Here is a 26,792-nt window from a genome sequence, read left to right as displayed (position 1 = left end):
CTCGCTCGGTCAGCTGGCGGTGTCGGTACCGGGGCCTGCGTAATCAGAGGTGAAGCAGGACTTGATGGCCTTCTCGGTCAGGGGGCGTCCGGCGAAGTCGAGCCGGGAGGCGACCTTGTCGTCGGGCTTGGAGTTCGGGTCGTCGTCGAAGTAGACCGACCACCAATAGACGCCGCTCATCTGCCGTTCCTGGACGACCTGGCAGACGGCCTCGTACCAGTTGGCCTGCACCTCGGGGTTGACGGCGCGCTTGTTGTAGAAGTCGCCGGGCGCCTTGTAGGCGCCCTTCATCGCGCCGATGCCGGCCTCGGCGATGGTGATGTTGGGCAGCGGGCCGGTGGCCTTCTTGTCCAGCCAGTCGTTCCAGCCCTCGACCAGCGTCTCGACGGGAGCGGTGTCCGCCACCTTCACGGGGAAGTAGGCGTCGACGCCGAGGTGGCTGACCGGCATGTTGATGCGGCCGCGGACGTAGTTGTCCCAGTTGGCGTCATAGGCGACCTCGCCGGAGAAGGTCTTCTCGGCGGAGGCGACCAGGGACTCCCAGCGGGTGTCGCCCTCCATGGAGTTCAGCTCGGTGCCGATGACGAAGGTCGCCGCCCGCTCACGGTCCGCCGCCTTCAGGTACGGCGTCAGGAACTTCTTGTACGAGGCGAACCAGGCGTCGCGGTCGGCGGGGTCGATGTTCCCGCGCCAGCCGCCGCTGTCCACATCGAGGGACGTCTCGTCCATCAGCGGCCGTACGGTCGTACGCAGCCCGGCCTCGTGGAAGATCTGCAGGACGCGGGCGAGCCGCTCGGCGGTGGGCGTCTTGCCGCCCCCGCTGATCTTCGTGGAGTCGAGGTCGCCGGTGAAGAAGGGGAAGCTCACGCTGACGGAGTTGGCGTGCAGGCCGACGAGGTAGTCGGAGTGCAGTTTCGCCTGTTTCTCCACGTAGTCGAGGGCGTGCTCGGGGTTGTCCTCCCAGTAGAGCTGGACGCCCCACTGCGGCATGCCCTCCTTCCATTCCTTGGTCACCTTGGCGATCTCCGCCGTGGCCGGGGTCGACGTACCCGCGGCGGTGCCGTCCGAGGGGGCCTTCGGCTTTCCGGCGTCCTCGCCGTTGAGCACGACGTCGGGCAGCAGTGAACCGGACTCCCAACGCAGCGGGTGGTCACCGGCGACGAAGGGGACCGCGATCACGAAGGAGATGACGGATACGGGCAGCACGGCAAGCAGAGGCAAGCGGGCGCGCTTCATGAGGTGTCGGTCTCTTCCGGGTCAGGCGGGCTTGGCGATGACGACGAACTTGTTCTCCTCGCGGCGGATGAACTTCCACAGGCCCTTGATGCCGCCGATCCCCTCGATGAGGGAGAAGAGAGGGAGCATGAGGATCACCGCGAAGGGCTCCCACCACTTGCGCCTGCCGTTCGCGGACGCGATCGCGTTGAGCCGCAGCCCTTCCCAGTACGCCCAGATCACATAGGCGAAGCTGATCGACCACAGCACGACGACCGACTGGGTCACGGGCGAGGTGTTCATGTCGCCGATGAACCAGGCCAGGAAGAGCACCGTGCCGACGTGCTGCAGCGGGCCGAGGATCCAGCTCGTCACGCAGATGGTCAGGAACCAGCGGTAGCGCAGCGGCACCTTGCGGTTGAAGCAGAGGGCGACCAGGCCCCAGGCCCAGCGCTCGCGCTGCTTGATGAAGTCCTTGGAGTTGGCCGGCGAGGCGCCGTAGCAGCGGCCGTTGAACCAGTCGCTGCGGCCCGGGTAGATACGGCAGAAGGTCAGGGCCAGCCGGGCGTCCTCGACGATCTCCTTGGGACCGAAGTCCCAGCCGATCTCGGCCTCGATGGAGGCGCGGATGACCAGGAGCTCACCGTGTACGCCGGCGGCCGGTGTGCCCAGTCCCGTGAAGGCGCGGAACCGCGCGATGTCGTCCGCCGGGCGGATGGCGTCGGCGAACCAGGTGAACATGCTCACCGCGTTCTCGCGCGGGTAGGTCAGGATGCCCTGCGCCATGTGCTTGACCACTTCGGGGGTCGCGCGCCGCTGGCGGTTGATGAACTGGGCGAGGGACGCCGCGGTGTCCGGACCGACGCCGGTGTCGTCGTCCATGTGCAGCACCCAGACGTTCTCCAGCGCCTCGCCCTCCTCGATGCGCAGCTCGTGGGCGTAGTGGTTGGCGCGGGCCTTGAACCGGGTGCCGTTCTGCGTCTCGTAGGCCTTCGGGACCGTGACCACACGGATGAGAGGGCTGGTCGCCGCCAGTGCGTCGATCCGCTCGGCGGCCTCGCAGCCCTCCTCGGTGAGGACGTCCACCCGCATGTACGGGAACCACTCGGGGAGGTGCTCCACATAGGACAGGACGGAACGTTCCAGCGCCGGGTAGGTGTCGTGGCGGCCGATGGTGGGCACGAGCGTGATCAGGAAATCCTGCTCCACCAGGGCGGGCGGCGTCATCAGATGCGCCTTGCGGGCCCGGCGGCGGATCAGGATGAAGCCCTGAATGGACACGAGCACACCCGGGACGGGCAGGGCCCAGGCGATGGTGATCAGCCAGGCCAGCGGTGAGTCGGAGGGTGTGTACGACCAGAGACTGAAGACGAGCAGCCCTACCAGCGGGATGAGGAAGGGCAGAATCCCCGGCCGCCAAGCCGCTGTGCGCTTGGCGAGTTTCTGATTGTGCCGTGAGTGCGGCACACCCCCGTCGACCAGTGTCGATGCCATGACGACTGCGGAACTCCCCCGTGAGATCGGTGGTGCGTTGAGGCAGCGACAGATCTCGGCCGCGGCGCGACAGAGCGCACCACAGCACCTTCCCTACGGGATCCCCACCCCTCAACGCCCTCGTTGGCGTGAAAATCGGCCAATGCCGCTCAGATGCCCCCCCAGGCGTCCAGAACCATTGACCGAACAGGAGCACGATCCTGGCATACGTGTCCGGGGCATGGAACAGCTGTGAGGGAGATGTGTTTAAAAGTTAATCAAGCGAAGTCTTGAGCCGTGATCACACGGGAGGAGTGGTACGTCCGTTTCGCGTCGTCTGTGGTGTTCTTCTTCCGCGGCTCGGAGACGTTGTCGTACGACAGCGCCTGCCCCCACACCGTCCACAGCACCCACGGTGTCCTGACCAGGGTCTTGGGCTGCGCGGCGTTGAGCGGGACATGGAAGGACTCGGAGACGATCCGGGGCCTGCGGTACGTCTCCAGACCGCGGTACCACACCTCGGTCCAGGCTCCGTCGCCGAACGGCTCGGCCGGGGTGTCGCTGTAGTCGTCGACGCCGACGATGTCGACGTGGCGCCCGCCGGGGTAGTACGGCCCGGGCTCGCGGCCGTAAGGGCCCTGCCAGGAGTTCGGGGCCCAGACGAAGATCAGGTTGTGCAGGCCGCGGCGGTGGACGAGGTAGTCGTATGTCACCTGCCACAGCTTGCGGAAGGCCGCCGGGTCCTGCCCGGACCACCAGAAGGCACGGCCCGGTGCGGTGTTCATCTCGTGGTATGGCCGCAGCAGCACGGGTACGCCCTGGTCGGCGAGGTAGCCCAGGTGGTCCGCGAGATAGGCGAGGTCCCGCAGCAGGTCCCGGTGCTCGGCGGTGCCCCGGCTCACCACCCTGGCGAACCAGCGGGGGTCCCGCGCGGCGGGCGAGTTGCGGTGCAGGGTCTGCGGGAAGCCCTTGACGGGGCTGCCCGGGTAGGGCTGGTGGAAGGAGAACCCGACCAGGCCCGCCGGGGCGCCGCCGTTGTGCGGCAGCGACACCTCGGCTCCGGTCGCGCACTCCCGGTGCGTGCCCGAGGGGCGGTACGAGCCGTCGGCCGCCCTGGGCAGGCCCGCCCACACGCCGACGGCCAGGTCCACGGCGTCCTCGACATACCCCCAGTGGCGGCGGCAGCCCGGCCAGTCGCCGGAGTAGGAGCGGGACCGGCCCACCGCCCAGCCGGGCTGGCCGTAGCCGGGGCCGAGGTCCAGCTCCACGAAGCCGGGCAGGCGGCCGGTGATGTCGCGGGCCTTGCGGTAGTAGTAGCCGGGCTGCTTGGTGCCCCGGTAGTCGCCGTACTGCGCGTTGTACCGCTCGTTGTGCAGCTCGACGTGCTGGCCGATCACCGTGCGGCTCGGGCGGCCGCGGCGGGCGGTGTTCTCGAGGTTCGCGAGCATCTCGTACACGCGGCGGGCCTCGGGGGTGGCCTTCGGGTCACGGTCCCGCAGATCGGTCGGCACGAGCCGGGGGCCGGCCTCGCCGTCGTCCTGGTCGGGCCAGGCCCACACCGCCAGCGGGGCGAGGACGGCGGCGCCGGCGGCTGCGCCGAGCAGCTTGATCCGGCCTCGCATGCGCATGGGCTCCGCCCCGTTCCCGATATGACGTGGGGTGATTGTCTCCCGGTGTGGGTGGCTCCGCGGGGCGGGGTGGGCGGTACTGGTTCGTTGGCGGGTGCGGGTTCGTTGTGGCTTGTCGCGCAGTTCCCCGCGCCCCTTTCGGGGCGTTGTTCGCCGCCGGTGTGTATCTCGTGCTCAGTTCTGCGACCAGGTCCTCAGGAGGTCGCCTAGCGCGTCTGCCGTTTCCTTGGCGTCGGGGCCGTCGTCCCTGGCGTCGGGGGACAGTTCCACGTGGAGGAACGTGGCGTGTCGGCGTTCGGCGGACCTGCCCTGGACGTTCGAGGTGCCTTCCAGTGGGCAGCGGGCCGACCAGCCGCGGCAGACGCGCAGGCCTTCCGACTCCAGGCGGTCGGCCAGTGCCGAGGCCTCGTCGGATGTGCTCTGTGCCGCGCCGCCGGAGACGATGGCCTCGTAGGGGCGGTCGGACGTCTCGGCGAAGCCGTGGAGCTGGAGACCGGGGACACCGCGCTTCTGGAGCTCTACGACGATGGCGTGGAAGGCGCTGTCCTCGCGGTGGGCGACGTCCGCGGCGTCCGCGCGGCCGGCGCGGCGGTGGGCGCCGGCCACGACGAGGGCGCCCGAGGGGGCGTCCTCCAGCAGCCGGACGCCGAGCGCCTCGGTGTCGCGGTCGGAGACGGGGTGCGGCACCTGTACGTTCCAGCGCACCGCGGAGTCCGCGGTCAGGTAGAGGCGGCCCCAGGTCGCGGCCTCGCCGTCCGGGCGCAGGGCGGCGATCTCGTTGTAACGGCGGCCGGAGTCGGTGTCGGTGAGGCGGGTGACGCCGAGGCCGAGGGGGGAGAGCAGGCGCTCGGCCTTCTCCGCGTCGCCGTCCAGCAGACGGCCTACGCCGCGCGCCAGCTGTTCGCGACGGGCCGCGCCGGGCGGTGTGTAGGAGGCGTCGGGCTCGAGGTCGGCCGTATACGAGAGGATCCGGCTGCGGAGGTCCACCAGCTCCCGAGATTTCGGAACCGAACCCTCCGTGGACTCGGGCGATGCCGTCTGGCAGCCGGCCAGTGCCAGGATCAAAACCCCTTGGGCAAGAATGTGGGCGAAACGTGACTGTCTCGTGACGGTAATGACCAGTTGAGCTGTGAGGCCCATGTGAGTATGGCGCGGTGACATTCCGTAAGTCTCTCCGTATAGGCCGTTCGGTGGCGGTTCTGGGAGCTCTGGCCGGCCTGGTCGCCTCCTGTGCCTCCGAGCCGTCCGGGGCGCAGGTGAAGCCGGGCGGGCGCTCGTTCACCGTCGCCGCCGCGGGTGATGTGCTCATCCACCCCGAACTCGTCGAGCAGGCGGCCAAGGACGCCGAGAAGACCGATGAGGGGCAGGCCGGGCTGGACTTCGGACCGCTCATGGCCGGGGTGAAGCCGGTCATCAGCAAGGCCGATCTGGCCATCTGTCACATGGAGACTCCGGTCGGCACGCCCAAGGGCCCCTTCGAGGGGTACCCGGAGTTCCTCGTGCCCCCGCAGATCCTCACGACTCTCAAGGACGTGGGGTACGACACCTGCTCCACGGCCTCCAATCACACCTACGACCACGGTCTGAAGGCCGTGAAGCGCAGCCTGGACACGATGGACGAGGTGGGCCTCGGCCACACCGGGTCCGCGCGTACGCCCGAGGAAGCAGAGCAGATCAACGTCCGGGACGTCAACGGCGTCAAGGTCGCCCATCTCTCCTTCTCCTGGGAGTCCTTCCTCAACCCCACGCCCGAGAAGGAGCGCTGGGCCCTCAACCGGATCGGCATCGACCCGATCAAGAAGGCCGAGGCCCGGGCCCGCAAGAAGGGGGCCGAGGTGGTGATCCTCTCGGTGCACTGGGGACTGGAGCACTACAACGAGCCGAGCGTCCCGCAGCTGAAGCTGGCGGAGCGGATCACCAAGGAGACCGGGATCGACCTGGTGATCGGTCACCACTCCCACGTGGTGCAGCCCATCCAGAAGCTCAACGGCACCTGGGTCGCCTACAGCCTCGGCAACCAGGTGGCCCGCCACTCCTCGCCGACCGGCCTCACCGAGGAGGGCGCGATCGGCTGGTTCGAGTTCAGGGAGACGACCGACGGCTGGGACGTCGGCGCCCGCTACCGGACCACGCTGGTCGACATCCCGCCGGAGGTGGAGGCCGGGGAGAAGGCGCCCGAAGGAGCGGTCGAGGACCATCGCGTGGTGGACGTGCAGCAGTTGCTCGACCGCCCCGGAGAGCTGTCCGAGGACCGGCTCGCCCGCTACCGGCTGGCCGCCGACCGCACCCGCGGCTTCCTCTACAACCGGGGCGCCCCAGGTGGCGACGGTCTGGAGCAGCTCGCGCTCGGGACGTGACGATTGACACAGGCAGCGGTTGCCCGCCGAAACCCAACCCCGGCGTGTTTTAACCGTCTTTTAAAGTGACGGCGTCTCATGTCCGCGTCAGCGGTGGCTCCTGCGAGCGCCTGAGTAGTGAAGAGGCGAAGGAAACCACCGGTGATTTCGACACAAAGCGGACCCCGTCCTGGGCGGGGCGGGCGGCGGCGTCTGCGCAGACGGGCGGACATGCCGCTCCTGGGCGGTATACGACCGCCGATCGCGCTGCTGTGCCTGCTGATCCTCGCCCTGGCGGGGCTGACCGCCAAGGTGCTGGGCCCCGCCGGTGAGCCGGCCGTGCCGAAGGCGGTGCTGCGTTCCCAGCAGCACTTCGCGCAGGACGGCGCCATCGCCCTGCGTGCGTCGATCGACGAGCGGGTCACCGACCTGAACCGCATGGCGGCCGCGCTGAACGCGGGGGAGCCCGCGGAACCGGAGCGGGTGCTGTCGGATCTGAGCAACACGTATCAGAAGTGGACCGGCACCACCGTGCTGGACCTGGAGAGCGGCAAGGTGCTCGCCGCGAGGGGTGAAACGATTCCCCTCGCCTGGCTGGACAAGGACGTCCTGACCGGTGAGAACGCCCTCACCCCCCGCATGGTCCGGCTGAAGACCGGTGACGTGCGGCTGATGACCATGGCCCTCCTCGACCGGAAGGACCGTCCGCAGCAGCTGCTGATCGCCTCCAACAGTCTCTCCGTGCCCGCCATCAACCTGGGCCCTTTCCGCTCCATGGCCGTCGTGGCCCGGGGCGGCGAGGTCCTCGCCACGGCCGGCTTCGAGCGGGCCGAGGCGCTCAACTCGGACGCGGAGCGCAGCGAACTCTCCTTCCTGCAGAAGCAGATGACCCGGCTGTCCGAGCGGGCGGCGAAGGAGACCGAGGCCGACCCGGTCAGCGCGCGCGAACCCGGCTCCCGCGGCTACCCGGGCGTCAGCGGAACCCTGCTGGGCAACTCCTACAACGGCCGGATCGCCACCGCCGGATACGCCTCCCTCGCCTCCGCCGACCCCGAGCAGCGCAAGAGCGTCGGCGCGGGCCTCGGGCTGACCGTCGTGGCCATGCTGCCCGTGGTGCAGGAGCAGGCCGTCGGGCAGGAGCGGGAGCTGTACGGGCTGGTGGCGGCCGGCGTCCTCGTGGTCTTCGGGCTGGTGGCGGCGGCCCTGCTGTGGATGGCCGTGCAGCGGCCCCTGCTGGGGCTCTTCCTGGAGTCCCGCCGACTGGCCCGCGGCGATCTGACCCGTCCCGTGGCCGTGCCCCGCTGGGGCGAGGCCGCCCGCATCGGCGCCGCCCTGGAGCGGCTGCGTGCGCAGCTGTCCGGTGGGGACGCGGAGCCCGACCCCAGTGGTCGTCAGGGCCGGCTCGGACTGCGGGTCCCTCTGGCACTGACCGCCGCCCTGCTGTTGCTGTGGTGTGTGCCGGTCGGGCTGCTGCTCAACCGCACCGACGCCTCGGTGAGTGTGCCGAGCACCATGGTCAATGACCAGCGCGACCGCACCGACCTGGTCGCCGACCGCGTCCGCCGGGCCCTCAACGAAGCCCAGGCCGACCTCGTCTCCATCTCCCGGCTGATCGACGCCGACGACCCCGACGCCACCACGGGTGTGCTCGACGACGCCCTGCGCAAGCACACGCGCTACGGCTCCCTGTACGTCGTCGACGAGGGCGACGTCGTCGCCCGCGCCGGGGCGGAGCCCGACTCGGCCTGGAGTGAGGAAGAGGACGAAGAGGATGAAGGGGACGGCGACTCGCTCGTCCGTGTGTCGGGCGAGGGCGGCAAGAAGCCGGTGATCCAGGCCGGGGCCGCCGTACCGGACCACAAGGGCATGACCCTGGTCGGCGAGGTACGGGTGGAGTTCCTGAACTCGCTGCTGAACCGGCCCGGTCTCGGCGAGGTCCGCGTGGTCGACACCAAGGCCAGGACGATCGCCGCCAGCGACGGCTTCCTCGCCTTCGAGGACCTGCCGCGTGAATCGCTCACCGACCTCGTGCGGGCGGGCAGCGTCCAGGTGGGCGCGGGCCCGGTGGAGAACGGCCTGCTGATCCGCGAGGGGCGCTCGGTCACCGTCGCCGCCGCGGCGCCCTTCTCCGGCGGCGGCGTGGCCGCCGACATCGGCTGGACCGTCGTCAGCTGGCAGGACGCCAAGCACTTCGAGATCGCCCCGTACGAACGCGAGGACCGCAGCGTGCTCGCCGGGATGCTCGGGCTCGCGCTGATCGTGGTCTGCCTGGGCTGGATCCACCTGGTCGTGGTCCGGCCGCTGCGGGCGCTGGCGAGCAGCGCCGAGAAGCTGGCCGACGGCGACCTCAAGACCGTGCTCTACCCCCGCTACCACGACGAGGTGGGGGCCGTCGTCCGCAGCCTCGAACTGGTCCGCCAGCAGTTGCAGGCCCGCAGGCAGAACCAGTCGCGCCGGAGTGCCGAGCCCCGGCTCGGCGCCGGAGAAAGGTGACCGGCCGTGCTGTACCTCTACTTCGTGCTGCTGATCGGCGGGGTGTTCCTGCTGATCGCGGGCATCATCGAGCAGCGCAGGCACTACGCCGCCCTGCACACCATCCCCTCCCGGGTGCTCGTCAACGGCATCCGCGGCAAGTCCTCCATCACCCGCCTGTGCGCGGGCGCCCTGCGCGGCGGTGACCTGGTCACCGTGGCCAAGACGACGGGCACCGCGGCGCGCTTCATCCACCCGGACGCGACGGAGGAGCCGGTCTACCGCAAGTTCGGCATCGCCAACGTGGTGGAGCAGATCGGCATCGTCCGCCGGGCCGCCACCTACCGTCCCGACGCGCTGGTCATCGAGTGCATGGCGGTCATGCCGGCCCTGCAGGAGGTCAACCAGAGCAAGCTGATCCGCTCGACGATCGGCGTGCTGTGCAACGTCCGTGAGGACCACCTCGCCGAGATGGGCCCCACCCTGGACGACGTGGCGCGCTCGCTGTGCCGCTCGATGCCGGAGGACGGCATCTGCGTCACCGCGGAGAGGGAGCGCTTCCACATCCTCCAGGAGGAGGCGGACGCCCGTAACTGCAAGCTGATCTACGCCGACCCGGACACGGTCACCGACGAGGAGCTGCGCGGCTTCAGCTGGTTCACCTTCAAGGAGAACGTGGCCATCGCGCTGGTCGTGGCGGACCTGCTCGGCATCGAGCGCAAGGTCGCGTTGCAGGGCATGTACGACGCCCCGCCGGACCCGGGTGTGCTCTCCGTGGAGAAGTACGTCGCCCCCGACGGCAAGCGGCTCGCCTTCGCCAACGTCTTCGCGGCCAACGACCCCGAGTCCACGCTGATGAACATCAACCAGCTGCTCGACCTCGGCGCGATCCGCCGCCCCCTGAACGTCGTGATCAACTGCCGCCCGGACCGGGTGGAGCGCAACGGGCAGATGGGCGAGATCATCCCCGATCTGCAGCCGGACAACGTCTTCGTCATCGGGCACCCCTCCAAGAGCGCCATCGACGCCATCCCCGCCGACTGGCGCGACCGCGCGGTCGACCTCGGCGGCGAGCGCCGCGCGGCGGACGAGTTCATGCCGACCCTGCTCGGCCGCATGTCCGACGGCTCCTCCCTGGTCGCCATCGGCAACATCCACGGACAGGGCGAGGAACTCCTGGAGTACCTGGCCGAGCTCCCGGCGGACGAGAGCGACGCCGACGAGCCGGGGCAGCCGGCCGCCGCCGCACCGCACCAGCCGCAGCGCCTGGACCCGTACGCCTCGTACCCCACGGCCTACGAGGAGCGGTACCAGGCCTCGCAGACCCAGGAGATCCCGGTGATCAGCATCCCGGCGCCGGCGCGGTACGCCGAGGCCCCGGGCACGTATGCCGGGGCCGTGCCGGGCCGGGATCACGGCATGGGGCAGCCGTACGGCGAGAGCCGGCAGCACTCCGGAGTTCAGCAGCACCCCGGCACCCAGCAGCGATACGCCGAGGCACAGCAGTACGGCGGCCCGGACGCGCCGCAGGCCCCGGCGCAGTCGCCGCCTGCGGCCGGGCAGGCGGAGCTCTCGGCGTGGTTCCGCACCGCGCGCCAGCCGTCGCCGGGGCCTGATCAGGGCCAAGTACCCGGCCATGAGCCGCCGTACGGCGCCGGGCCCGTGCCGCAGCCGTCCGCCGACGATCCCTTCGGCCGGCCGCACCGGCGGCCGGCGGACGACGAGGGAGGGGGACACCCGCCGCGCGCCTGACCCGCCCGCCGGCCACGGCCCGCCTCGCCCTTGAACCCGCATCCCCCTCGTCCCCTCGTCCGGAGACCCCCGTTGACCACCGCCGCCCTGACCCCCGAGATGGCTGCCCTGGGCATCGCCATAGGCCTGTTCTTCTCGCTGCTCTGCTATCTCACGACCAACCTGTCGCCCGGCGGCATGATCACCCCCGGCTGGCTCGCGCTCACCCTCATCGAGGACCTTCAGCGCGCCGCCATGGTGGTGGGCGTCACCGCCCTGACCTACGGCGGCACCAAGATCATGCAGCGGCTGGTGATCCTGTACGGCAAGCGGCTGTTCGCGGCGGTGGTGCTGCTGGGCGTGCTGTTGCAGGCCACGGTGATGATCGTGCTCTCGATCGAGTTCCCGCTGCTGTACGGCAACCAGACCCTCGGCTTCATCGTGCCGGGCCTGATCGCCTACCAGATGGTGCGCCAGCCCAAGGGAGCCACCCTGCTGGCCACCGGCACCGTCTCCCTCATGGCCTACATCGTCGTCGCCGCCGGCCTGCTGCTCGGCGTCATGCCGACCGTCTGAGAACCGAGGAGCAATTGATGGCAGGGAAGAAGAAGTCGCGGCCCGTCGTCACGGGCCTGGTGCTGCTGGCGCTCGTCGGCGCCTCCGGCTACCTCACGGTCGAACTGCGGGGGCAGGAGGAGGCGGGCGTCACCGAGGTGCGCAACGTCGGGGTCCTGGAGGGCGGCCGCAGCACCGGGGCCGCCTCGACGGACACCGGGAAGGAGACCTGGTCCCGGCTGGAGAACCCGGCGCGGTCCGTGCTGCGCGGGGGCGACGGCCAGATCAAGGCCGTGTTCACGGACGGCGCGCGCACCGCGACCCTGACCGGCCCGGCCCGCACCTTCCAGGAGCCGACCTCGACCGCGTCGAAGGTCAGCACGACGGAATGGGTACGGCTGATGCCGGAGCCCTGGGCCAAGGGGGCGGAGCAGAAGAAGTGGTTCAAGGACTGGTACGCCGAGTACCGGGACAGCAAGGAGGACGACCTCTTCGCCATCGCCTTCCAGTACGTGGCCGGCACGCCGGAGAAGAAGGACGAGGAGGGCACCGTCTACGCCGGTGACGCGAACTTCGGTCCGCTGAACACGGCCGGGGGCGAGGGCGGCGACCTGCGCCTGGAGGAGTCCGACTTCTACGACTACCTCGGGGTGCAGTACCCCTTCCGGGACGGCGCCGTCGGACAGCCGGAGAGCATCCGGGCCAGATCCCTCGACTGCTCGGGCTTCATCCGCATGGTGCTGGGCTACCGGGCCCGTTACCCCCTGATGTCCTCGGACACCTCCGGCGACGGACTGCCCCGTACCGCCAACGGCATGGCCCGCTCCGAGGAGGGCGTCGACATCCTGCCGCTCGCCGGGATCTCGGCGAAGGACCGGCCCTCCGCCATCGACCAGCTCCAGCCGGGCGACCTCGTCTTCTTCAAGCTCGACACCCGCACCGGCCAGCGACTCGACCACGTCGGCATGGTCCTCGGACATGACACCGAGGGGCACCTGATCTTCGTCTCCAGCCGTGAGGAGGTCAACGGGCCGACGATCGGTGACGTGGGCGGTGTCTCCCGGCTGGACGGCAACGGGTACTACGCCAAGACGCTGCGCAGCGCCAAGCGCCTGTGAGCCCGAGGGCGGCGGCCGACTGATCGTCGGCCGCCGTCATGCGCCGGTTGCCGCTGCTCGTTACTCGTTCGCCGCCGCTGACGCCTGGGCCTCGCCGCGCCGGCGGATCTGGCGGAACGTGAACTCCTGGAGGTCGTCGCCCGAGCTGAAGACCTCGGTGCTCTTGTCCGTGACGTCGTTGCCGTTGATGAAGCCGGCGACGGTGAAGTAGGCGTAACGGCCATAGGAGTTGGTGGTCGTGCGGCAGGTGGGGCCATTGCAGAAGGGCTTGACGCCGCCGCCGGACAGGGACGCGACGACGCTCTTGCTGTCGGCCTGTCCCTTGGTCTTCGTCGCCTGTGCCTCGGTGTTGAAGACGGCCACGCCGACCGTCACCGCGATGCCGCTCCTGGTGTAGGTGACGCGCAGGAAGCGGGTGCAGTCGTTGGCCTTGAGGACCCTGCCGAGGGTGCCCTGGGGGTTGGCGGCCGAGGCGCAGTTCTTCGTGTCGGCCGTCGGACCCTTCTTGTACAGGGTCTCGCCCATGGTCAGCTGCGTGCCCGGGAAGAGGATCTCCGGGCTGAGCGCGGCCTTGTCCTTCTTCACGCTGGCCACGAAGTCCTTGGGGTCCAGCGGCGGCGGCGCGGTGGTCGGCGCGAAGGACGGGTCCGCGCCGCCGGACGCGCTCGGGATGTCCGCGGTCGACGGCAGCTGGGAGGACGGGTTGCCGGACGCCTCGCTGTCACCGTTCGCCGACACCACGGCCACGGCGACAGCGGCACCTATCGCCACGGTGGCCAGCGCGCCGCCGCCGACGAGCAGCAGTCGGCGGCGTTTGTTGCGGGTCTCCGACGCTTCGGCGAGAGCGGCCCAGTCCGGAGTCTCGCCGTCGCCGCTGCTGCTGCTCCACGGCTGCTGCTGCGAATTCGGTTTCCAGGGGTCCCACTGGGACTGAGGACCCCCCTGCCCAAAGCTCATGGGGCGCATCTTAGACGGGGCGGCAACCTGTGTGCCCGCCTGTCTCACAGGTCACGGTGGCGCCGGTGGCCGCGACGTCGTTTTGACCCATCCGGGGCGGCGCGGGTACTCTTCAAGTTCGTTATGCGTATCGGCTTAGTCGTTCTCACGCGAGAGGCCCTTACGTAGGTTCCCTGGAGCAGTTACCAGTGGGCGGCATACGGGCAACGTTCCCGGCATTGTCGTCCCCAGCTGCACGATCGCTTCAGTGATGCCATGTGTCAGGACCATTCCACTGAAGAAGCGAAGGCTACGAAGTGCGTACGTACAGCCCCAAGCCCGGCGATGTGACTCGCCAGTGGCACGTCATTGACGCCCAGGACGTCGTCCTGGGCCGTCTGGCTACCACCGCTGCGAACCTCCTCCGTGGCAAGCACAAGCCGATCTATGCCCCGCACATGGACATGGGCGACTTCGTCATCATCATCAACGCCGACAAGGTCCACCTGTCCGGCAACAAGAAGACCCAGAAGCTGGCGTACCGCCACTCCGGTTACCCGGGTGGTCTGCGCTCCGTCCGTTACGACGAGCTGCTGGCGAAGAACCCCGAGAAGGCCGTCGAGAAGGCCATCAAGGGCATGATCCCCAAGAACACCCTGGGCCGTCAGATGCTCACGAAGCTGAAGGTCTACTCGGGCGAGAACCACCCGCACGCTGCCCAGCAGCCGGTTCCGTTCGAGATCACCCAGGTCGCGCAGTAAGTCCGGCCACCCCCTAAGACTGAAGAGAATCTGAGGAGAATCGTGGCCGAGACCACCGTCGAGACGCCCGTCGAGGGCGAAGAGATCGTCGACATCGAGAGCTACACCACCGAGTCCGAGGTCCCCGTCGAGGGCGAGTACACCTCGGAGTCGCTGGCGTCCCGCTTCGGCGACCCCCAGCCGGCCGCCGGCCTGGGCCGCCGCAAGAACGCCATCGCCCGCGTCCGGATCGTCCCGGGCACCGGCAAGTGGAAGATCAACGGTCGCACCCTCGAGGACTACTTCCCGAACAAGGTGCACCAGCAGGAAGTCAACGAGCCCTTCAAGGTGCTCGAGCTCGAAGGCCGTTACGACGTCGTCGCCCGCATCGCGGGTGGCGGTGTCTCCGGCCAGGCCGGCGCCCTGCGCCTCGGTGTGGCCCGCGCGCTGAACGAGGCCGACGTGGACAACAACCGCGGCGCCCTCAAGAAGGCCGGCTTCCTCCGTCGCGACGACCGTGCGGTCGAGCGCAAGAAGGCCGGTCTGAAGAAGGCCCGCAAGGCTCCGCAGTACAGCAAGCGCTAAGCTTCGCTGCCTGCTCGTACTCGCGGTACTACCAGCAGTACGCAGTACGTCCGAACGCCCCGGCGGCACGCCACAGTGCCGTCGGGGCGTTCGTTTATCACAGCCAAGGGCGTATAACGGCACAAGACGTTCAAGGACTTGTGTGATCGCCTGATCTCCGAAAGTGACGCTTTATCAGGAGGACAAGTGGGACGACTCTTCGGCACAGACGGCGTGCGCGGTGTCGCCAACGCGGATCTGACGGCCGAGTTGGCACTCGGCCTCTCCGTCGCCGCGGCGCATGTACTGGCCGAGGCGGGCACGTTCGCGGGGCACCGGCCGACCGCCGTGGTCGGCCGTGACCCGCGCGCGTCCGGGGAGTTCCTGGAGGCCGCCGTGGTCGCGGGCCTGGCCAGCGCGGGTGTGGACGTGCTGCGCGTCGGTGTGCTGCCGACCCCCGCGGTCGCCCACCTCACCGGCGCGCTCGGCGCGGACCTCGGCGTGATGCTCTCCGCCAGCCACAACGCCATGCCCGACAACGGCGTCAAGTTCTTCGCCCGCGGCGGCCACAAGCTCGCCGACGAGCTGGAGGACCGTATCGAGGCGGTCTACGAGGAGCACCGGACGGGCGCTCCGTGGAACCGGCCCACGGGTGCGGGCGTCGGGCGGGTGACGTCGTACGACGAGGGCTTCGAGCAGTACGTCACCCACCTCGTCTCCGTCCTCCCGAACCGTCTCGACGGGCTGAAGGTCGTCCTCGACGAGGCGCACGGTGCCGCGGCGCGGGTCTCGCCGGAGGCGTTCTCGCGGGCCGGTGCGGAGGTCATCACGATCGGTGCCGAGCCGGACGGGCTCAACATCAACGACGGCTGTGGCTCCACGCATCTGGGTTTGCTGCAGACGGCCGTCGTCGAGCACGGCGCGCATCTCGGTATCGCGCACGACGGTGACGCCGACCGGTGTCTCGCCGTCGACCACACCGGTGCGGAGGTGGACGGCGACCAGATCCTGGCCGTGCTCGCGCTGGCGATGCGGGAACGCTCCGCGCTGCGTGCCGAGACGGTGGTGGCGACGGTGATGTCCAATCTCGGGTTCAAACTGGCCATGGAGCGCGAGGGGTTGACGCTCATTCAGACGGCCGTCGGGGACCGGTATGTGCTGGAGGAGATGAAGGAGCACGACTACGCCCTCGGCGGCGAGCAGTCCGGGCACGTCATCATCCTCGACCACGCGACGACCGGTGACGGGACGTTGACCGGGCTGTTGCTGGCGGCGCGGGTCGCGGAGACGGGTCGTACGCTGCGGGATCTTGCTTCTGTGATGGAGCGGTTGCCTCAGGTGCTCGTCAATGTGCCGGATGTCGACAGGGCCCGTGTCGGGGACTCGGCCGAGCTCGCGGTTGCCGTGGCTGAGGCGGAGCGGGAACTGGGGGCGACGGGGCGGGTGTTGCTCCGGCCGTCGGGGACTGAGCCGTTGGTGCGGGTGATGGTCGAGGCGGCGGATATCGAGCAGGCTCGGTCCGTGGCCGGGCGGCTTGCGGATGCGGTGAAGTCGGCGCTCGGGTAGTACGGCCGGCTCCGTCAGAACGGCCTTCCTGCTTTGGCGGTACGTTCGCGCTGCCCGGCCCAGAGCCACTTCTGGGCCAGGAGCGTGAGCGTTCCGGCGAGGAGGATGCCCAGCAGGTTGAGCAGGAGTTGCTCGGTGGAGCCCCAGGTCTGCTTGGTGTCGCCGTAGCTCAGGGCGACCGCCGCGTTGGCTGCCGCGGGGACTGTGGTCACGGAGATGGCCACGCCCACCAGGGCGCCCGACTTGGCTGAGGTGAGGGACAGGGTGCCCGCGATACCGGCCAGGACCGCCACGATGAAGGAGAACTCGTCGGGGGCGTAGATGAAGGCCGTGTTGGGCCGTGTGGCATCCAACTGCTCCCGCGTGAACTCTCCGATCGAGTCCATGAAGAGGCTGAAGGCGACGGTCACCGCCATCGCCACCGCGAAGCCGACCAGAAGCGCGATCAGTGAGCGCAACGCGAGGCGGGGATGGCGCTGGACGATCGCCGTGGAGAAGCCGGCCAGGGGGCCGAACTCCGGGCCGACCGCCATCGCGCCCACGATCAGGATGGCGTTGTCGAGGACGACACCGCAGGCCGCGATCATCGTGGCGAGCGTGATGAAGGCGACGTAGGTGATCGACAGCGTCGACTCCTCGTGCGTCGCGTCCGCCAGGTGCTCCCACAGGACCGCGTCCGCGCCCTCGCCGGGTGCCTCCTCCGCGGCCTTGTCGGCGCGCTTGGACAGTGACAGGTCGATGTTCTCGACGGCGATGGAACCCGTCTCGTCCAGGTTCAACTCCCGTAGGGCGCCGATGAGTTCGTCGCCCGCCTCGCGCGCCACGTCGCACATCACCACGTCCCCCGCGGGGTTGCGGGCGGCGCCCGGCAGCACCACGAGGTGGGTGGTGCCGACCGTGTTCTCGATCAGGCAGACCACGTCGTCGGTCTTGCCGGCCGGGGTGATCAGGCGGAGGTGCAGCATGGGGGCAGGGTAGCGGTCACAGCTTGCGCAGACTGAGCCGCTGCACCTTGTGGTCGGGGCCCTTGCGGATGATCAGGGTGGCGCGGCCGCGGGTGGGGGCCACGTTCTCGACGAGGTTCGGCCTGTTGATCGTGCGCCAGGTGGTGCGGGCGTAGTCGAGGGCCTCCTCCTCGGAGACCTGGGTGTACTTGCGGAAGTACGAGGACGGGTTCTGGAAGGCGGTGTCGCGGAGTTTGCGGAACCGGTTCAGGTACCAGCGCTCGATGTCCTCGGGGCGGGCGTCGACGTACACGCTGAAGTCGAAGTAGTCGGCGAGACCGACGCGGGTGCGGCCGTCCTTGCCGGGGAGGGCGGGCTGCAGGACGTTCAGGCCCTCGACGATCAGGATGTCCGGGCGGCGCACGGTGAGCTTCTGGTCCGGGACGATGTCGTAGATCAGGTGGGAGTAGACGGGGGCCGTGACCTCGTCCTTGCCCGCCTTGATGTCGGCGACGAAACGGGTGAGCGCGCGGCGGTCGTACGACTCGGGGAAGCCCTTTCGCGACATCAGGCCGCGGGCCTCCAACTCCTTGGTGGGCAGGAGGAATCCGTCCGTGGTGACCAGCTCCACGCGCGGGTGCTCGGGCCAGCGGGAGAGCAGGGCCTGGAGGAGGCGGGCGACCGTGGACTTTCCTACGGCGACCGATCCGGCGACGCCTATGACGAACGGGGTGCCGGACTGGGAGCCCTTCTCGCCGGTGTCACCGAGGAAGGTGTTCAGGGCGCCGCGGAGGCCGTCGGTGGCGCCGATGTAGAGGTTGAGGAGCCGGGACAGCGGGAGGTAGATGTCCCGCACCTCGTCGAGGTCGATGACATCGCCGAGGCCGCGCAGCTTCTCGACCTCCTCGGCGGTGAGGGGGAGCGGCGTCTTGTCGCGCAGCGCGCTCCACTCCGTGCGGGTGAGGTCGACGTAGGGAGTCGCCTCCGGCCTGTGCCGGTGGGCGCTCCGGGGCATCGGGGAGACCGGAGAGATCACAGTCCATTGTTACGGGAGTACGAACGGTCGGCGGGGTGGGGTCCGTCACGCGGTCGGCTTTCGGGGCGAATCCGGGCAAGACGGGGAATGTCAGTGGCGTGCGTCACAGTTGTGGGAAAGGCGGGCCCGCGCCAGGATCCATGATCGCCCAGGCCCGGGCTCATGAACAGCGAGGGGTGACGAACGTCGAGGGGTGACCCATGACCTATGCGATTGAGGCGGAAGGCCTGGTCAAACGGTTCAAGGAGACCGAGGCGCTGGCCGGGGTCGATCTGGGGGCCCGTAAGGGCTCGGTGCTCGGGCTGCTCGGTCCCAACGGCGCGGGGAAGACGACCGCTGTGCGGATCTTCGCGACCCTGCTGCGTCCCGACGCCGGCCGGGCCCATGTGGCCGGTCATGACGTGGTCCGGGACGCCGGGGTCGTCCGCGCTCTCGTCGGGCTGACCGGGCAGTACGCGGCGGTGGACGAGAACCTGACCGGTACGGAGAACCTGCTGCTCATCGGCCGACTGCTCGGTCTGCCGCGGCGGGAGGCCAAGGCGAGGGCGGGTGAGCTGCTGGAGCGCTTTCAGCTGACGGACGCGGCCGGACGGGCCGTGAAGACCTTCTCCGGCGGCATGCGCAGGCGCCTCGACCTCGCGGCCAGCCTGGTGGGCCGGCCCAGCATCCTCTTCCTCGACGAGCCGACCACCGGCCTGGACCCGCACAGCCGCGGTGAGCTCTGGAACCTGCTGCGGGGCCTGGTCGCGGACGGCGCGACCGCCCTGCTGACCACGCAGTATCTGAACGAGGCCGATGTGCTCGCCGACGACATCGTGGTGATCGACAAGGGCCGGGTGATCGCCGAGGGCACCCCGGACCAGCTGAAGTCGCAGGTCGGCGGGCAGGTGCTGCAACTGCGGCCGGTGCTGGCGCAGGACCTCGCGCGGGCGCATCGCCTGGTCGCCCAGGCGGCCGGGCCGCAGACCCAGATCGAGGGCGAGACGATCACGGCCCCGGTCAACGACCCCCAGCTCATGCCGGCCGTGGTACGCACGCTCGACCGCGAGGGCATCGCGGTGGGCGAACTGGCGCTGCGCCGCTCCTCGCTGGACGAAGTGTTCCTGGCGCTGACGGGCCACCGTGCCGAGCCAGGAGACCCGGGAGAGCCGGGCGATCCGGAGGGCGACGGCGGTGCGGCCGTACGAGACTCCGAGGCGGAGCGGGAGAAGGCGGAGGCGGTGAGCCGGTCATGACCGCGACCAGTGCCACTGCCGCCGCCCCGATCACGGCATCGGGCCGCGTGCGGCCCCTGGCCGGCATCCAGCAGACCTTCACGATGGCCTGGCGGAGCCTGGTCGCCGTCAAGCACAACCCGCTCGAACTGGTCGACTACAGCATCACGCCGATCATGTTCGTGTTCCTCTTCACCTATGTGCTGGGCGGGCAGATGGCCGGATCGCCCGAGGCGTATCTGAAGTACGCGCTGCCCGGGATCATCGTGCAGAACACCCTGTTCATGACCATGTACACGGCCATGGCACTCAACACGGACCTCACGAAGGGCGTCTTCGACCGCCTGCGCAGCCTGCCGATAGCCCGTTCCGCCCCGCTCATCGGGCGGATCACCGCGGACCTCGCCAAGCACGTCTGGGCGATGCTGCTGATGATCGGCCTGGGCCTGTTGCTCGGTTTCCGGATAACCGGCGGCTTCGACGGATTCCTGCTCGGCATCCTGCTGCTGGTCGTCTTCGCCGCGGCCGTCTCCTGGAGCGCGGTGCTGATCGGGATGCTGGCCGGCGACGCGGAGAAGGTACAGGCCTTCGCCTTCACCCTCATCTTCCCCATCACCTTCACCAGCAGCGCCTTCGTCGTCGTCGACACCATGCCCGGCTGGCTCCAGGCCTTCAGCGACGTCAATCCCGTGACGCATCTGTCCGACGCGTTCCGGGGGTTGCTGCTGGGCGGGGCGGTGGCGGAGCCGGTGATGTGGTCGTTGGTGTGGGCTGCGGGGATCGCGCTTGTCTTCTATCCGTTGGCGATGAGGGCTTATCGGGCGAAGACCTGAGGCCGGGCGGGATGGTGGGTGGGGTCCGTCGCGTGGGGTTGCTCGGAGTCACCGGCGGGGAGTCCTGCCGGGGGCCGTGGAGTAGAACGCCAGGATGATCCCGAGGCCGCCCGCGACCCAGCCGACTACCGCGGGGATCCGGCCGAGGACGACCGCCTCCCTGTGCTGGTCGGCGTATCCGGAGGTGGCGGCCTCGTCGCCCAGGGCCCGCCCTTCGAACTCCGCGGTGTCGTCCTCCTCGCCCGCGGGGAGCGGGCCGCGCAGGCCGTACCTGTCGAAGTCGTCGCGCCAGATGTGGACCGTGCCCTGTTGCGTACGGTCGTCGGATCCGAGCGCCTCCCAGGAGCCGTGGCACTCGCCGGCGCCCATCTTGCAGGTCCAGCGCTTGGGCACGCTGATGGTCCTCGGCTCGCCGTACTTCCAGATGTACTCCCCTTCACCACGCTCGAGGTACCCCATGAAGGCCAAGGTCGCCACGATCAGCAGGGCGGCCGCGTGGAAGAGGACGAGGCGCGGTGCCCCGCGCACCTCTATGACCTCGCCGTTGACGGAGAAGAACATCCCCGGGATCAGGAGCGCGGCGGCAACGCCGATCACCACGGCGAGCAGGACCCTGCCTTCCAGCTGAGTGCCGGGCTCCTGGAGGAGCTGCCACGCCGTCACCCCGGCGGCCAGCCAGAGCAGCGTGACGACCAGTCCCTTGCGCATCCGGACAGTCAATCAGTTCCAGGCGTCGGGCTGGGGGGCGTCGAGGACGGCCAACAACCACACGTCGTCGAGCGATCCGACCTTCCTGGGTCTGCGGCATGTGGTGAAGCTGCAGCTGCTGGCGGCGAGCCCTGGCTTCGGGTGGCGGGCCATGGTCTCCAAGTGGACGGAGGGGATGCGATGCGCTGGTGTTTTAGCCGTTGGCCTGTCCTGAGCGCCGGGTAGGCGCCTCGCGGAGAGCCCCTCGCGGTGTGACCGGGCATGTCGATGATCAGGCGATTTCCGGTCATTTTAGTGGCGGAGAGTATTCGCCGTCTGCGCCATTTCTTTACAGGTCTCACACAGATAACTCCTGGCGTGAGCACGGAGTTTGCACGTTCCGTGCCGTGAACAGCCCTGCATGCGACGTCCGGTTCTGCAGCCCGGACGTCGAGATCTGCGCTTGCCGCCCCCGGTTGGCCCAGGGCTAAGGTGAACGCCGCGCGCTTGCATGAGGGGCTTGACCACCCCGCGCCGTGACGCGCGCACGTCATTCGGTGGCCGATGGGACTGTGCCGCCATGGGGGGAATGCTTCGTCATGCCGCGATACCGGCTCGTTGTGAACGCCTACGTGGTCGCTGCTGTCTGTTGCCCCTGTTCCCGCGCCGGAACGGCGGGCTGACCCCGCGTGAATCCCACCGCCTCTTGGGGCGGTCACCCCTGCCTGCCCTCACTCACTACGAAAGATGCCGCCTTGCGATTCAGACCGGGGTTGTTCAACTCCAGATCACGAACATCCGCAGCGTTCACCTCTGCCGTCACGTCCGTAGCGGCTCTGGCCGTCCTCGGTGGCTTGGCCGTACAGCCCGGCCAGCTCGGCCGGGGTGCCGAGCAGCCCGTCGCCGCGGCGAGCGACTCGTACGACGGCTTCGACACCAAAGCGGCTGAGCAGCTGAGGGAAGATCAGTGTGTGGCCGCTGATGCCCTGCGCAAGGGCGGGCCCAACCTGTTCGCCCTCGCACAGAACGCTCTCGTGCTGCCGCCCGATCAGCTCCACCAGAAGCTCAAGCGGGATCTCTCCGACAACAACTCCCCCCTGCACCAGGCCTCTTACGCGGACAGTGCCAGCAGCGACCAGTGGGTCAAGAAGGCGAATGACCAGGAGCGTGCGTTCTCAACCGCCGTCAGCGGTCTGACGTCCTACCCTGACGAACCGCGCGGAGCCAGCGAGATCTACGACAAGACCGGCCTGCTTCCGTGGCTGTACCAGTCGTACTTCAAGTCGGTCGACTTGTTCTCCCCGTTCTACGATCCGTCGCCCACCGCCGACGACAAGACGAAGGCCGCCGCGCTCGCGGTCGGCGACCCCCTGTACACCACTGGGGGCACGCCGGAGGAGCAGCAGGCGTGGAAGCTGTGGAAGAAGAACTCCGGGAAGATCGAACCCAATGAGCTGTTCGTTCCCAGGGTGTTCGCCGATGACGCCCGTATCTTCCTGTCTTCGGGCGGCTTCCCTCGCACGGCCCCGGCTCCGGAAACCCCGGAGTTCCGCATCGCGGTCGAGGACTTGAAGGCCCGCTTCGCGTCGTGTGCGTGGCACGCCCCGATCGACCCGAACCGGGTGCTCGGCAAGGAGGTGGCGCAGGCGTCCGCCGAGTGGCAGCAGGAGATCGCCGCGCAGGCCACGCAGCGGCAGCAGATCCTCGCCAACAACGTCACCGCCACGAAGGCATTGCAGGACGGCACCTTCACCCTGGGCCAGGTCCTCGGCCAGTCGTGGCTCGCCGACTACTCCACCCGTTGGCAGGACTACTGGTCCGCCGGCGGGCTGGGATGGATCGGCGACAGCCATGTGGCTATCGAGGTGCCGGGCGCGAGGGGCAGCTGCCTGGACGTCGCGGGCGGTGGCAAGACCAACGGCACGCCCGTTCAGATCTACACCTGCAACGGCGGCGCGGGCCAGCAGTGGACGCTCGAGGGCAGCGAGGACGACCTTCGCCTGCGTAATGTCGGCTCGCAAAGGTGCCTGGACGTGGCCGGGAACGCGTCGGCGAACGGCACGAAGATCCAGATCTACGACTGCTACAAGTCGGAGGGGCAGTCGTGGAAGGGCGACGTCCGCGCCACCGCGCCCCTGAAGAGCGTGAGCACGGGCAAGTGTCTGGACCTGAGCGCGTTCACCAAGAGCACGGACGCGCGGCTGTTGGACTGCAAGAACGCCGGCTCGCAGAAGTTCCTGATCAAGCCGTCCGGTCACCAGGGCACGGACAGCCCCTTGTACCCGGAAAAGGCGGAGTTCGACAAGGCGAAGAAGGTCGTCACCGACGCTCAGACGGCGTCGAAGAAGCAGCTGGCCGCACTCAAGACCCAGTTGGAGAACGCCAAGAAGTCGGCCACCGCGTCTGATACCGCTGAGCAGGCTGCGTACGGTATCGCGGATGCCGCCGGCGCGCCGCGGGGCCGTGGGCTTCTGGTCGGTCAGCAGAAGGCGCAGGTCACCAAGGGGTCCGTGGCGGCGCTGACAGCGATGGTGAAAGCCGCTGAGACCGCCGAGGCCGCAACCCGTGCCTCTGCCGGTGACAGCGAGACGATCACGCAGCGTGCGCTGGCGCAGGCCGCGCAGGTCAACGCGGAGTTCCGTAAGGAGGCCGCGCGCACGGCCGAGTTGCAGGCGAAGGCCGCGGCGGACGCGGCCAAGCTGCACCGGGACAACGCCAAGAAGGACAAGGAGACCGCGGAGGCCAAGCTCGTCGTCGCGCTGAAGGCGGAAGCGGACGCGAAGGCGGCTGCCGCCGACGCGCACGCCAAGCGGCTCGCGGCCGAGGCTGAGGAGAAGACGGCCAAGGCGGAGAAGGAGACCGCTGCCGCCAAGCAAGGCGAAGCGGCTCAGCACAAGAAGAACGCGCAGGCGGAGGCGGCGACCGCGCAGGACGCCAAGGAGAAGGCCGAGGCCGCCGAGGGGACCGCGGTCGCGCGGAAGAACGACGCGGTCAAGGCCCGCGACAAGGCTCGCGACCTGCGGGACGACGCGTGGGACGCCGAGCAGAAGGCCCACGCCTCCCGCGCAAAGGCGGACGCCAAGGAGGCGTTCGCCCAGGCTCACGAGTCCGACAGCAACGCCCAGGAGTCCAGGGCAGCAGCGGACGCCGCGAACAAGTACGCGGACGATGCCGAGGCTGCCGCGGGTCGGGCCCGGGGTGAGGCGGATGCCGCGACCGATGCGGCAGCCGAGGCGGATGCCGCGGCCACTCGCGCCGAAGCGGCCGCCAAGCGGTCCCGTGCGAACGCGGACGCCGCTCAGGCCGCCAAGCTGAGGGCCGACGCCGCCGTCGCGACCGCGACCAGCGCCGTGGCCGACGCCATCAAGGCGTCCCAGCACGCCTCCGCCGAGGCCAAGACGGCCGTCGAGCTGGCGGACGAAGCGGAGAAGCTGGCCAAGACCGCCAAATCCCAGGCGGACGAGGCGAACAAGGAGGCCGCCAAGGCCCTGGCCGCCTCGGCGAAGGCCGCGGGCTTCGCCTACGTCACCGCGCAGGCAGCGGTCGACGCGGGCAGCGCCGCCGCCCAGGCCGCCAAGCCGGCCAACGACGCGATCGAACTCGGCTCCCCCTACGTGAACACCGACTCGGCCGCCGGCCTGGTCGTGCTGACCGGACAGGCGTCGAAGTCGATCGCCGACCAGCAGCAGGCCGTCGCCGAGGCCCACGCCAAGAACGCGCAGGCCGAAGCCTCCGCGGCCAAGAACCTCGCCGACCAGGCGAAGGGCGACGCGAAGATCGCCTACCAACACGCGGCCAACGCGGCCGGACACGCGGCGGACGCCCGCACCTACTCCAAGGAGGCCCTCGGTTACGCGGCCGACGCCGCCAAGGCTGCTGCAAAGGCGTCGGCATCACTGGCCCGCACCGTCGAGTACGACCGCCAGGCCACCGTGGACGCCGAAGCCGCCGACAAGGCCGCAGGCCGGGCCGAAGGCCACGCCAAGGACGCCCGCGCCTCCGCCGACCAGGCCGCCCTCGACGCCCAGGCCGCACGCGCCGCCGCAGCCGCGGCCGAGCAGTCCGCCAAGGACGCACGCGCGGCCGCCGACCGCGCCGACGCCGCCGCCACCGAAGCCGAACAGGCCGCCAAGGACGCGCTGAAGTACGCCAAGGAGGCACAGAAGGCAGCCGAGGAAGCGGCACGCAACGCCGCGAACAAGCAGGTCTCGACCGGCGCGGGCACCGGAGTCGGCGGCACGTGGTACGTCGTCGACGAGGACACCATCGAGATCACCGACGCCAAGCAGCACGCCCCCTGCGAAATCACGGTCGGCTTCGAAGGCTGCACCACCACGTTCACGGTCACCTTCAGCGCGGTGGTCGACTTCTTCCTCTGCACCGACCCCGACGCGACGGCAAGCGCCGGCGGCTGCCCGTCGGCGGACACGCTGCTCATCGAAAGCAAGCGCATCCCAGGTCTGAAGAAGGACGTCACCCAGTACTTCTCCAAGCTGGAACTCATCCAGCAGACCCTCACCTACAAGCTCATCAAGGCGGTCCTGGTCCAGGACTTCGTCGACTGCTGGCACGGCAGCGCCAGCGGCTGCGCCTGGGCCCTGAGCAACTTCATCCCCGGCAAGGCGTTCGGCAAGGTCTTCGAAGGGATCCGCGCTCTGGACGCCGCCATGCGGACCGGCGTCGGAGTCCGTGATGCGTTCAAGGCCCTCAAGGCCCTTGACCTGGACCCGGCGACGCTGGCCAAGATCGAGGACACGGTCAACGTCTACGAAGACGTAGTGACCTCCTGCAAGGTCAACAGCTTCCCCGGAGACACTCGGGTACTGATGGCCGACGGAACCCACAAGGCCATCCGTGATGTGCACGAGGGTGACCTGGTGCTGGCCGCCGACCCCGGGACCGGGCTGCTTCGGGCCAAGACGGTGACGGACACCTTCCGGCACGACACCGAGCACCTGGTCGACATCACCGTGACCGGCGGCCTGCTGACCAGCACGACCGGGCACCGGGTCTTCGTCGTCGGCCGTGGCTGGACCATGGTCTCCGAACTGCGAGTCGGGGACCGGCTGCGCAGCCCGGACGGGACGGAACAGACCGTCACCGCCCTGCGTGACCGCCCCGGTCTGGCGCCCCGGAAGGTGTACGACCTCACCGTCGCCGGACTGCACACGTTCTACGTCCGCCCCGAGGGCGAGCAGTCGCAGGACGTTCTGGTCCACAACTGCACCGACATCATCGGTGACGAAGGTCTCCATGGGGCGCATACGCTGGAGCAGCACGTCCGCCCCGACGCCGCCGCGATGCACGCCAAGGCCCAGAAGGACGGCATCGCGGGGAAGTGGACCGATGAGGCGACGGCTGCTCGTGCCGTCAAGAAGGCGTTCGATCAGTGGGTCAAGGATCCGCGCAATGCGGATCGGCTGGCGACGTGGAAGCGCAAGCAATCCATGAACAAGCGCCCATTCGACGCGAAGAGGGACACTCTCCCCTTTGACTGGGAGCTCAGGGATGAGGGATCACTCGGGCACGTGTGGAGGAAGAACGGCAGCCAGGCGGGAGAAGCAGCGGGCAACAAGGTGCGCGTCGTGCTGAAGTACGTACCGAAGACCGCGAGCCCACCCCACAAGCCGAGCATGTTCGTCGTCTTCACGTCCTACCCGCTCCCCAAGCAGTAGCCGCTTGACCGAGTAGCCGGTGAGCGGGGGCACCCCTCGCCTCGAGGGGTACCCCCGCCACGCAGGAGG

The 26,792-nt window shown here is 69.3% G+C and carries 19 protein-coding genes; 11 read left to right on the top strand and 8 right to left on the bottom strand.

All coding sequences use genetic code 11. The features are described from left to right. Nucleotides 1-9: 9 nt before the first annotated feature. The 4 genes from OG828_RS20660 to OG828_RS20645 form a co-directional block, all read right to left on the bottom strand. Nucleotides 10-1,236: a glycoside hydrolase family 113 gene (locus OG828_RS20660; RefSeq protein ID WP_328501973.1), complete on the bottom strand. Its 1,227-nt coding sequence runs from the start codon at nucleotides 1,234-1,236 to the stop codon at nucleotides 10-12. Between the two features lie 21 nt (nucleotides 1,237-1,257). Further along, complete coding sequence (locus OG828_RS20655; protein WP_328358809.1) at nucleotides 1,258-2,709, bottom strand: glycosyltransferase family 2 protein; 1,452 nt, start codon at nucleotides 2,707-2,709, stop codon at nucleotides 1,258-1,260. Between the two features lie 257 nt (nucleotides 2,710-2,966). Further along, the gene (locus OG828_RS20650; RefSeq protein ID WP_328501972.1) at nucleotides 2,967-4,316 is read right to left on the bottom strand and encodes a glycoside hydrolase family 26 protein; all 1,350 of its coding nucleotides are present in this window, start codon (nucleotides 4,314-4,316) and stop codon (nucleotides 2,967-2,969) included. 174 nt (nucleotides 4,317-4,490) lie between these two features. Then, nucleotides 4,491-5,303, bottom strand: a complete 813-nt coding sequence (locus OG828_RS20645) for a hypothetical protein (RefSeq protein WP_443062422.1) — start codon at nucleotides 5,301-5,303, stop codon at nucleotides 4,491-4,493. Between the two features lie 203 nt (nucleotides 5,304-5,506). Between OG828_RS20645 and OG828_RS20640 the strand changes: the two genes are divergently transcribed. The 5 genes from OG828_RS20640 to OG828_RS20620 all read left to right on the top strand — a co-directional run bounded on the left by OG828_RS20640 (nucleotide 5,507) and on the right by OG828_RS20620 (nucleotide 12,528). Further along, nucleotides 5,507-6,673 carry a CapA family protein gene (locus tag OG828_RS20640; RefSeq protein WP_328501971.1) on the top strand — a complete coding sequence of 389 codons (1,167 nt, stop codon included), beginning with the start codon at nucleotides 5,507-5,509 and terminating at the stop codon, nucleotides 6,671-6,673. Between the two features lie 210 nt (nucleotides 6,674-6,883). Continuing rightward, a complete protein-coding gene (locus OG828_RS20635; RefSeq protein WP_328501970.1) occupies nucleotides 6,884-9,145 on the top strand; it encodes a HAMP domain-containing protein in 2,262 nt (753 codons plus the stop codon). 6 nt (nucleotides 9,146-9,151) lie between these two features. Next, nucleotides 9,152-10,876, top strand: coding sequence for a poly-gamma-glutamate synthase PgsB (gene pgsB / locus OG828_RS20630; protein WP_328501969.1), 1,725 nt, complete (start codon nucleotides 9,152-9,154; stop codon nucleotides 10,874-10,876). Between the two features lie 72 nt (nucleotides 10,877-10,948). Then, nucleotides 10,949-11,431 carry a poly-gamma-glutamate biosynthesis protein PgsC/CapC gene (locus tag OG828_RS20625; RefSeq protein ID WP_019753111.1) on the top strand — a complete coding sequence of 161 codons (483 nt, stop codon included), beginning with the start codon at nucleotides 10,949-10,951 and terminating at the stop codon, nucleotides 11,429-11,431. A gap of 17 nt (nucleotides 11,432-11,448) precedes the next feature. Beyond that, entirely contained in the window at nucleotides 11,449-12,528 is a 1,080-nt protein-coding gene (locus OG828_RS20620; protein WP_328501968.1) for a C40 family peptidase, read from the top strand. Between the two features lie 60 nt (nucleotides 12,529-12,588). Here the strand turns inward: OG828_RS20620 and OG828_RS20615 are convergent, their stop codons facing one another. Beyond that, complete coding sequence (locus OG828_RS20615; RefSeq protein WP_328501967.1) at nucleotides 12,589-13,485, bottom strand: hypothetical protein; 897 nt, start codon at nucleotides 13,483-13,485, stop codon at nucleotides 12,589-12,591. Nucleotides 13,486-13,781: 296 nt separating this feature from the next. Between OG828_RS20615 and rplM the strand changes: the two genes are divergently transcribed. The 3 genes from rplM to glmM all read left to right on the top strand — a co-directional run bounded on the left by rplM (nucleotide 13,782) and on the right by glmM (nucleotide 16,334). Beyond that, nucleotides 13,782-14,225, top strand: coding sequence for a 50S ribosomal protein L13 (gene rplM / locus OG828_RS20610; protein WP_328358788.1), 444 nt, complete (start codon nucleotides 13,782-13,784; stop codon nucleotides 14,223-14,225). A 42-nt stretch (nucleotides 14,226-14,267) separates the two neighbouring features. Continuing rightward, nucleotides 14,268-14,789, top strand: a complete 522-nt coding sequence (rpsI, locus tag OG828_RS20605; RefSeq protein ID WP_210572764.1) for a 30S ribosomal protein S9 — start codon at nucleotides 14,268-14,270, stop codon at nucleotides 14,787-14,789. Nucleotides 14,790-14,975: 186 nt separating this feature from the next. Then, nucleotides 14,976-16,334 carry a phosphoglucosamine mutase gene (gene glmM / locus OG828_RS20600; RefSeq protein ID WP_328358784.1) on the top strand — a complete coding sequence of 453 codons (1,359 nt, stop codon included), beginning with the start codon at nucleotides 14,976-14,978 and terminating at the stop codon, nucleotides 16,332-16,334. Between the two features lie 14 nt (nucleotides 16,335-16,348). Here glmM and OG828_RS20595 read toward each other — a convergent pair whose 3' ends face one another. Both OG828_RS20595 and coaA read right to left on the bottom strand, forming a co-directional pair. Next, on the bottom strand, nucleotides 16,349-17,299 hold the full coding sequence (locus OG828_RS20595; RefSeq protein ID WP_328501966.1) for a DUF389 domain-containing protein: 951 nt from the start codon (nucleotides 17,297-17,299) through the stop codon (nucleotides 16,349-16,351). A gap of 16 nt (nucleotides 17,300-17,315) precedes the next feature. Continuing rightward, nucleotides 17,316-18,293, bottom strand: coding sequence for a type I pantothenate kinase (coaA, locus tag OG828_RS20590; RefSeq protein WP_328358778.1), 978 nt, complete (start codon nucleotides 18,291-18,293; stop codon nucleotides 17,316-17,318). A 221-nt stretch (nucleotides 18,294-18,514) separates the two neighbouring features. Between coaA and OG828_RS20585 the strand changes: the two genes are divergently transcribed. Then, nucleotides 18,515-19,549: an ATP-binding cassette domain-containing protein gene (locus OG828_RS20585; RefSeq protein ID WP_328358775.1), complete on the top strand. Its 1,035-nt coding sequence runs from the start codon at nucleotides 18,515-18,517 to the stop codon at nucleotides 19,547-19,549. Then, nucleotides 19,546-20,361, top strand: coding sequence for an ABC transporter permease (locus OG828_RS20580; protein WP_328358772.1), 816 nt, complete (start codon nucleotides 19,546-19,548; stop codon nucleotides 20,359-20,361). Before OG828_RS20585 ends, OG828_RS20580 begins: the two co-directional genes overlap by 4 nt. Before the next feature lie 48 nt (nucleotides 20,362-20,409). On the opposite strand, the gene OG828_RS20575 is transcribed toward OG828_RS20580, so the two are convergent. Then, a complete protein-coding gene (locus OG828_RS20575; protein WP_328501965.1) occupies nucleotides 20,410-21,069 on the bottom strand; it encodes a hypothetical protein in 660 nt (219 codons plus the stop codon). An 833-nt stretch (nucleotides 21,070-21,902) separates the two neighbouring features. Between OG828_RS20575 and OG828_RS20570 the strand changes: the two genes are divergently transcribed. Next, nucleotides 21,903-26,723 carry a ricin-type beta-trefoil lectin domain protein gene (locus OG828_RS20570; protein WP_328501964.1) on the top strand — a complete coding sequence of 1,607 codons (4,821 nt, stop codon included), beginning with the start codon at nucleotides 21,903-21,905 and terminating at the stop codon, nucleotides 26,721-26,723. Nucleotides 26,724-26,792: the final 69 nt, after the last annotated feature.

The sequence above is a fragment of the Streptomyces sp. NBC_00457 genome, assembly GCF_036014015.1.
Lineage (GTDB): Bacteria > Actinomycetota > Actinomycetes > Streptomycetales > Streptomycetaceae > Streptomyces.
The sequence above is the reverse complement of the archived record's forward strand: the minus strand, read 5'-3'. Positions and strand labels throughout refer to the sequence as shown.

Coding starts and splice junctions, on each gene's coding strand:
- OG828_RS20660 (WP_328501973.1), bottom strand. CDS start 1,236: ATGAAGCGCGCCCGCTTGCCTCTGCTTGCCGTGCTGCCCGTATCCGTC.
- OG828_RS20655 (WP_328358809.1), bottom strand. CDS start 2,709: ATGGCATCGACACTGGTCGACGGGGGTGTGCCGCACTCACGGCACAAT.
- OG828_RS20650 (WP_328501972.1), bottom strand. CDS start 4,316: ATGCGCATGCGAGGCCGGATCAAGCTGCTCGGCGCAGCCGCCGGCGCC.
- OG828_RS20635 (WP_328501970.1), top strand. CDS start 6,884: ATGCCGCTCCTGGGCGGTATACGACCGCCGATCGCGCTGCTGTGCCTG.
- OG828_RS20620 (WP_328501968.1), top strand. CDS start 11,449: ATGGCAGGGAAGAAGAAGTCGCGGCCCGTCGTCACGGGCCTGGTGCTG.
- OG828_RS20615 (WP_328501967.1), bottom strand. CDS start 13,485: ATGAGCTTTGGGCAGGGGGGTCCTCAGTCCCAGTGGGACCCCTGGAAA.
- OG828_RS20595 (WP_328501966.1), bottom strand. CDS start 17,299: ATGCTGCACCTCCGCCTGATCACCCCGGCCGGCAAGACCGACGACGTG.
- coaA (WP_328358778.1), bottom strand. CDS start 18,293: ATGCCCCGGAGCGCCCACCGGCACAGGCCGGAGGCGACTCCCTACGTC.
- OG828_RS20585 (WP_328358775.1), top strand. CDS start 18,515: ATGACCTATGCGATTGAGGCGGAAGGCCTGGTCAAACGGTTCAAGGAG.
- OG828_RS20580 (WP_328358772.1), top strand. CDS start 19,546: ATGACCGCGACCAGTGCCACTGCCGCCGCCCCGATCACGGCATCGGGC.
- OG828_RS20575 (WP_328501965.1), bottom strand. CDS start 21,069: ATGCGCAAGGGACTGGTCGTCACGCTGCTCTGGCTGGCCGCCGGGGTG.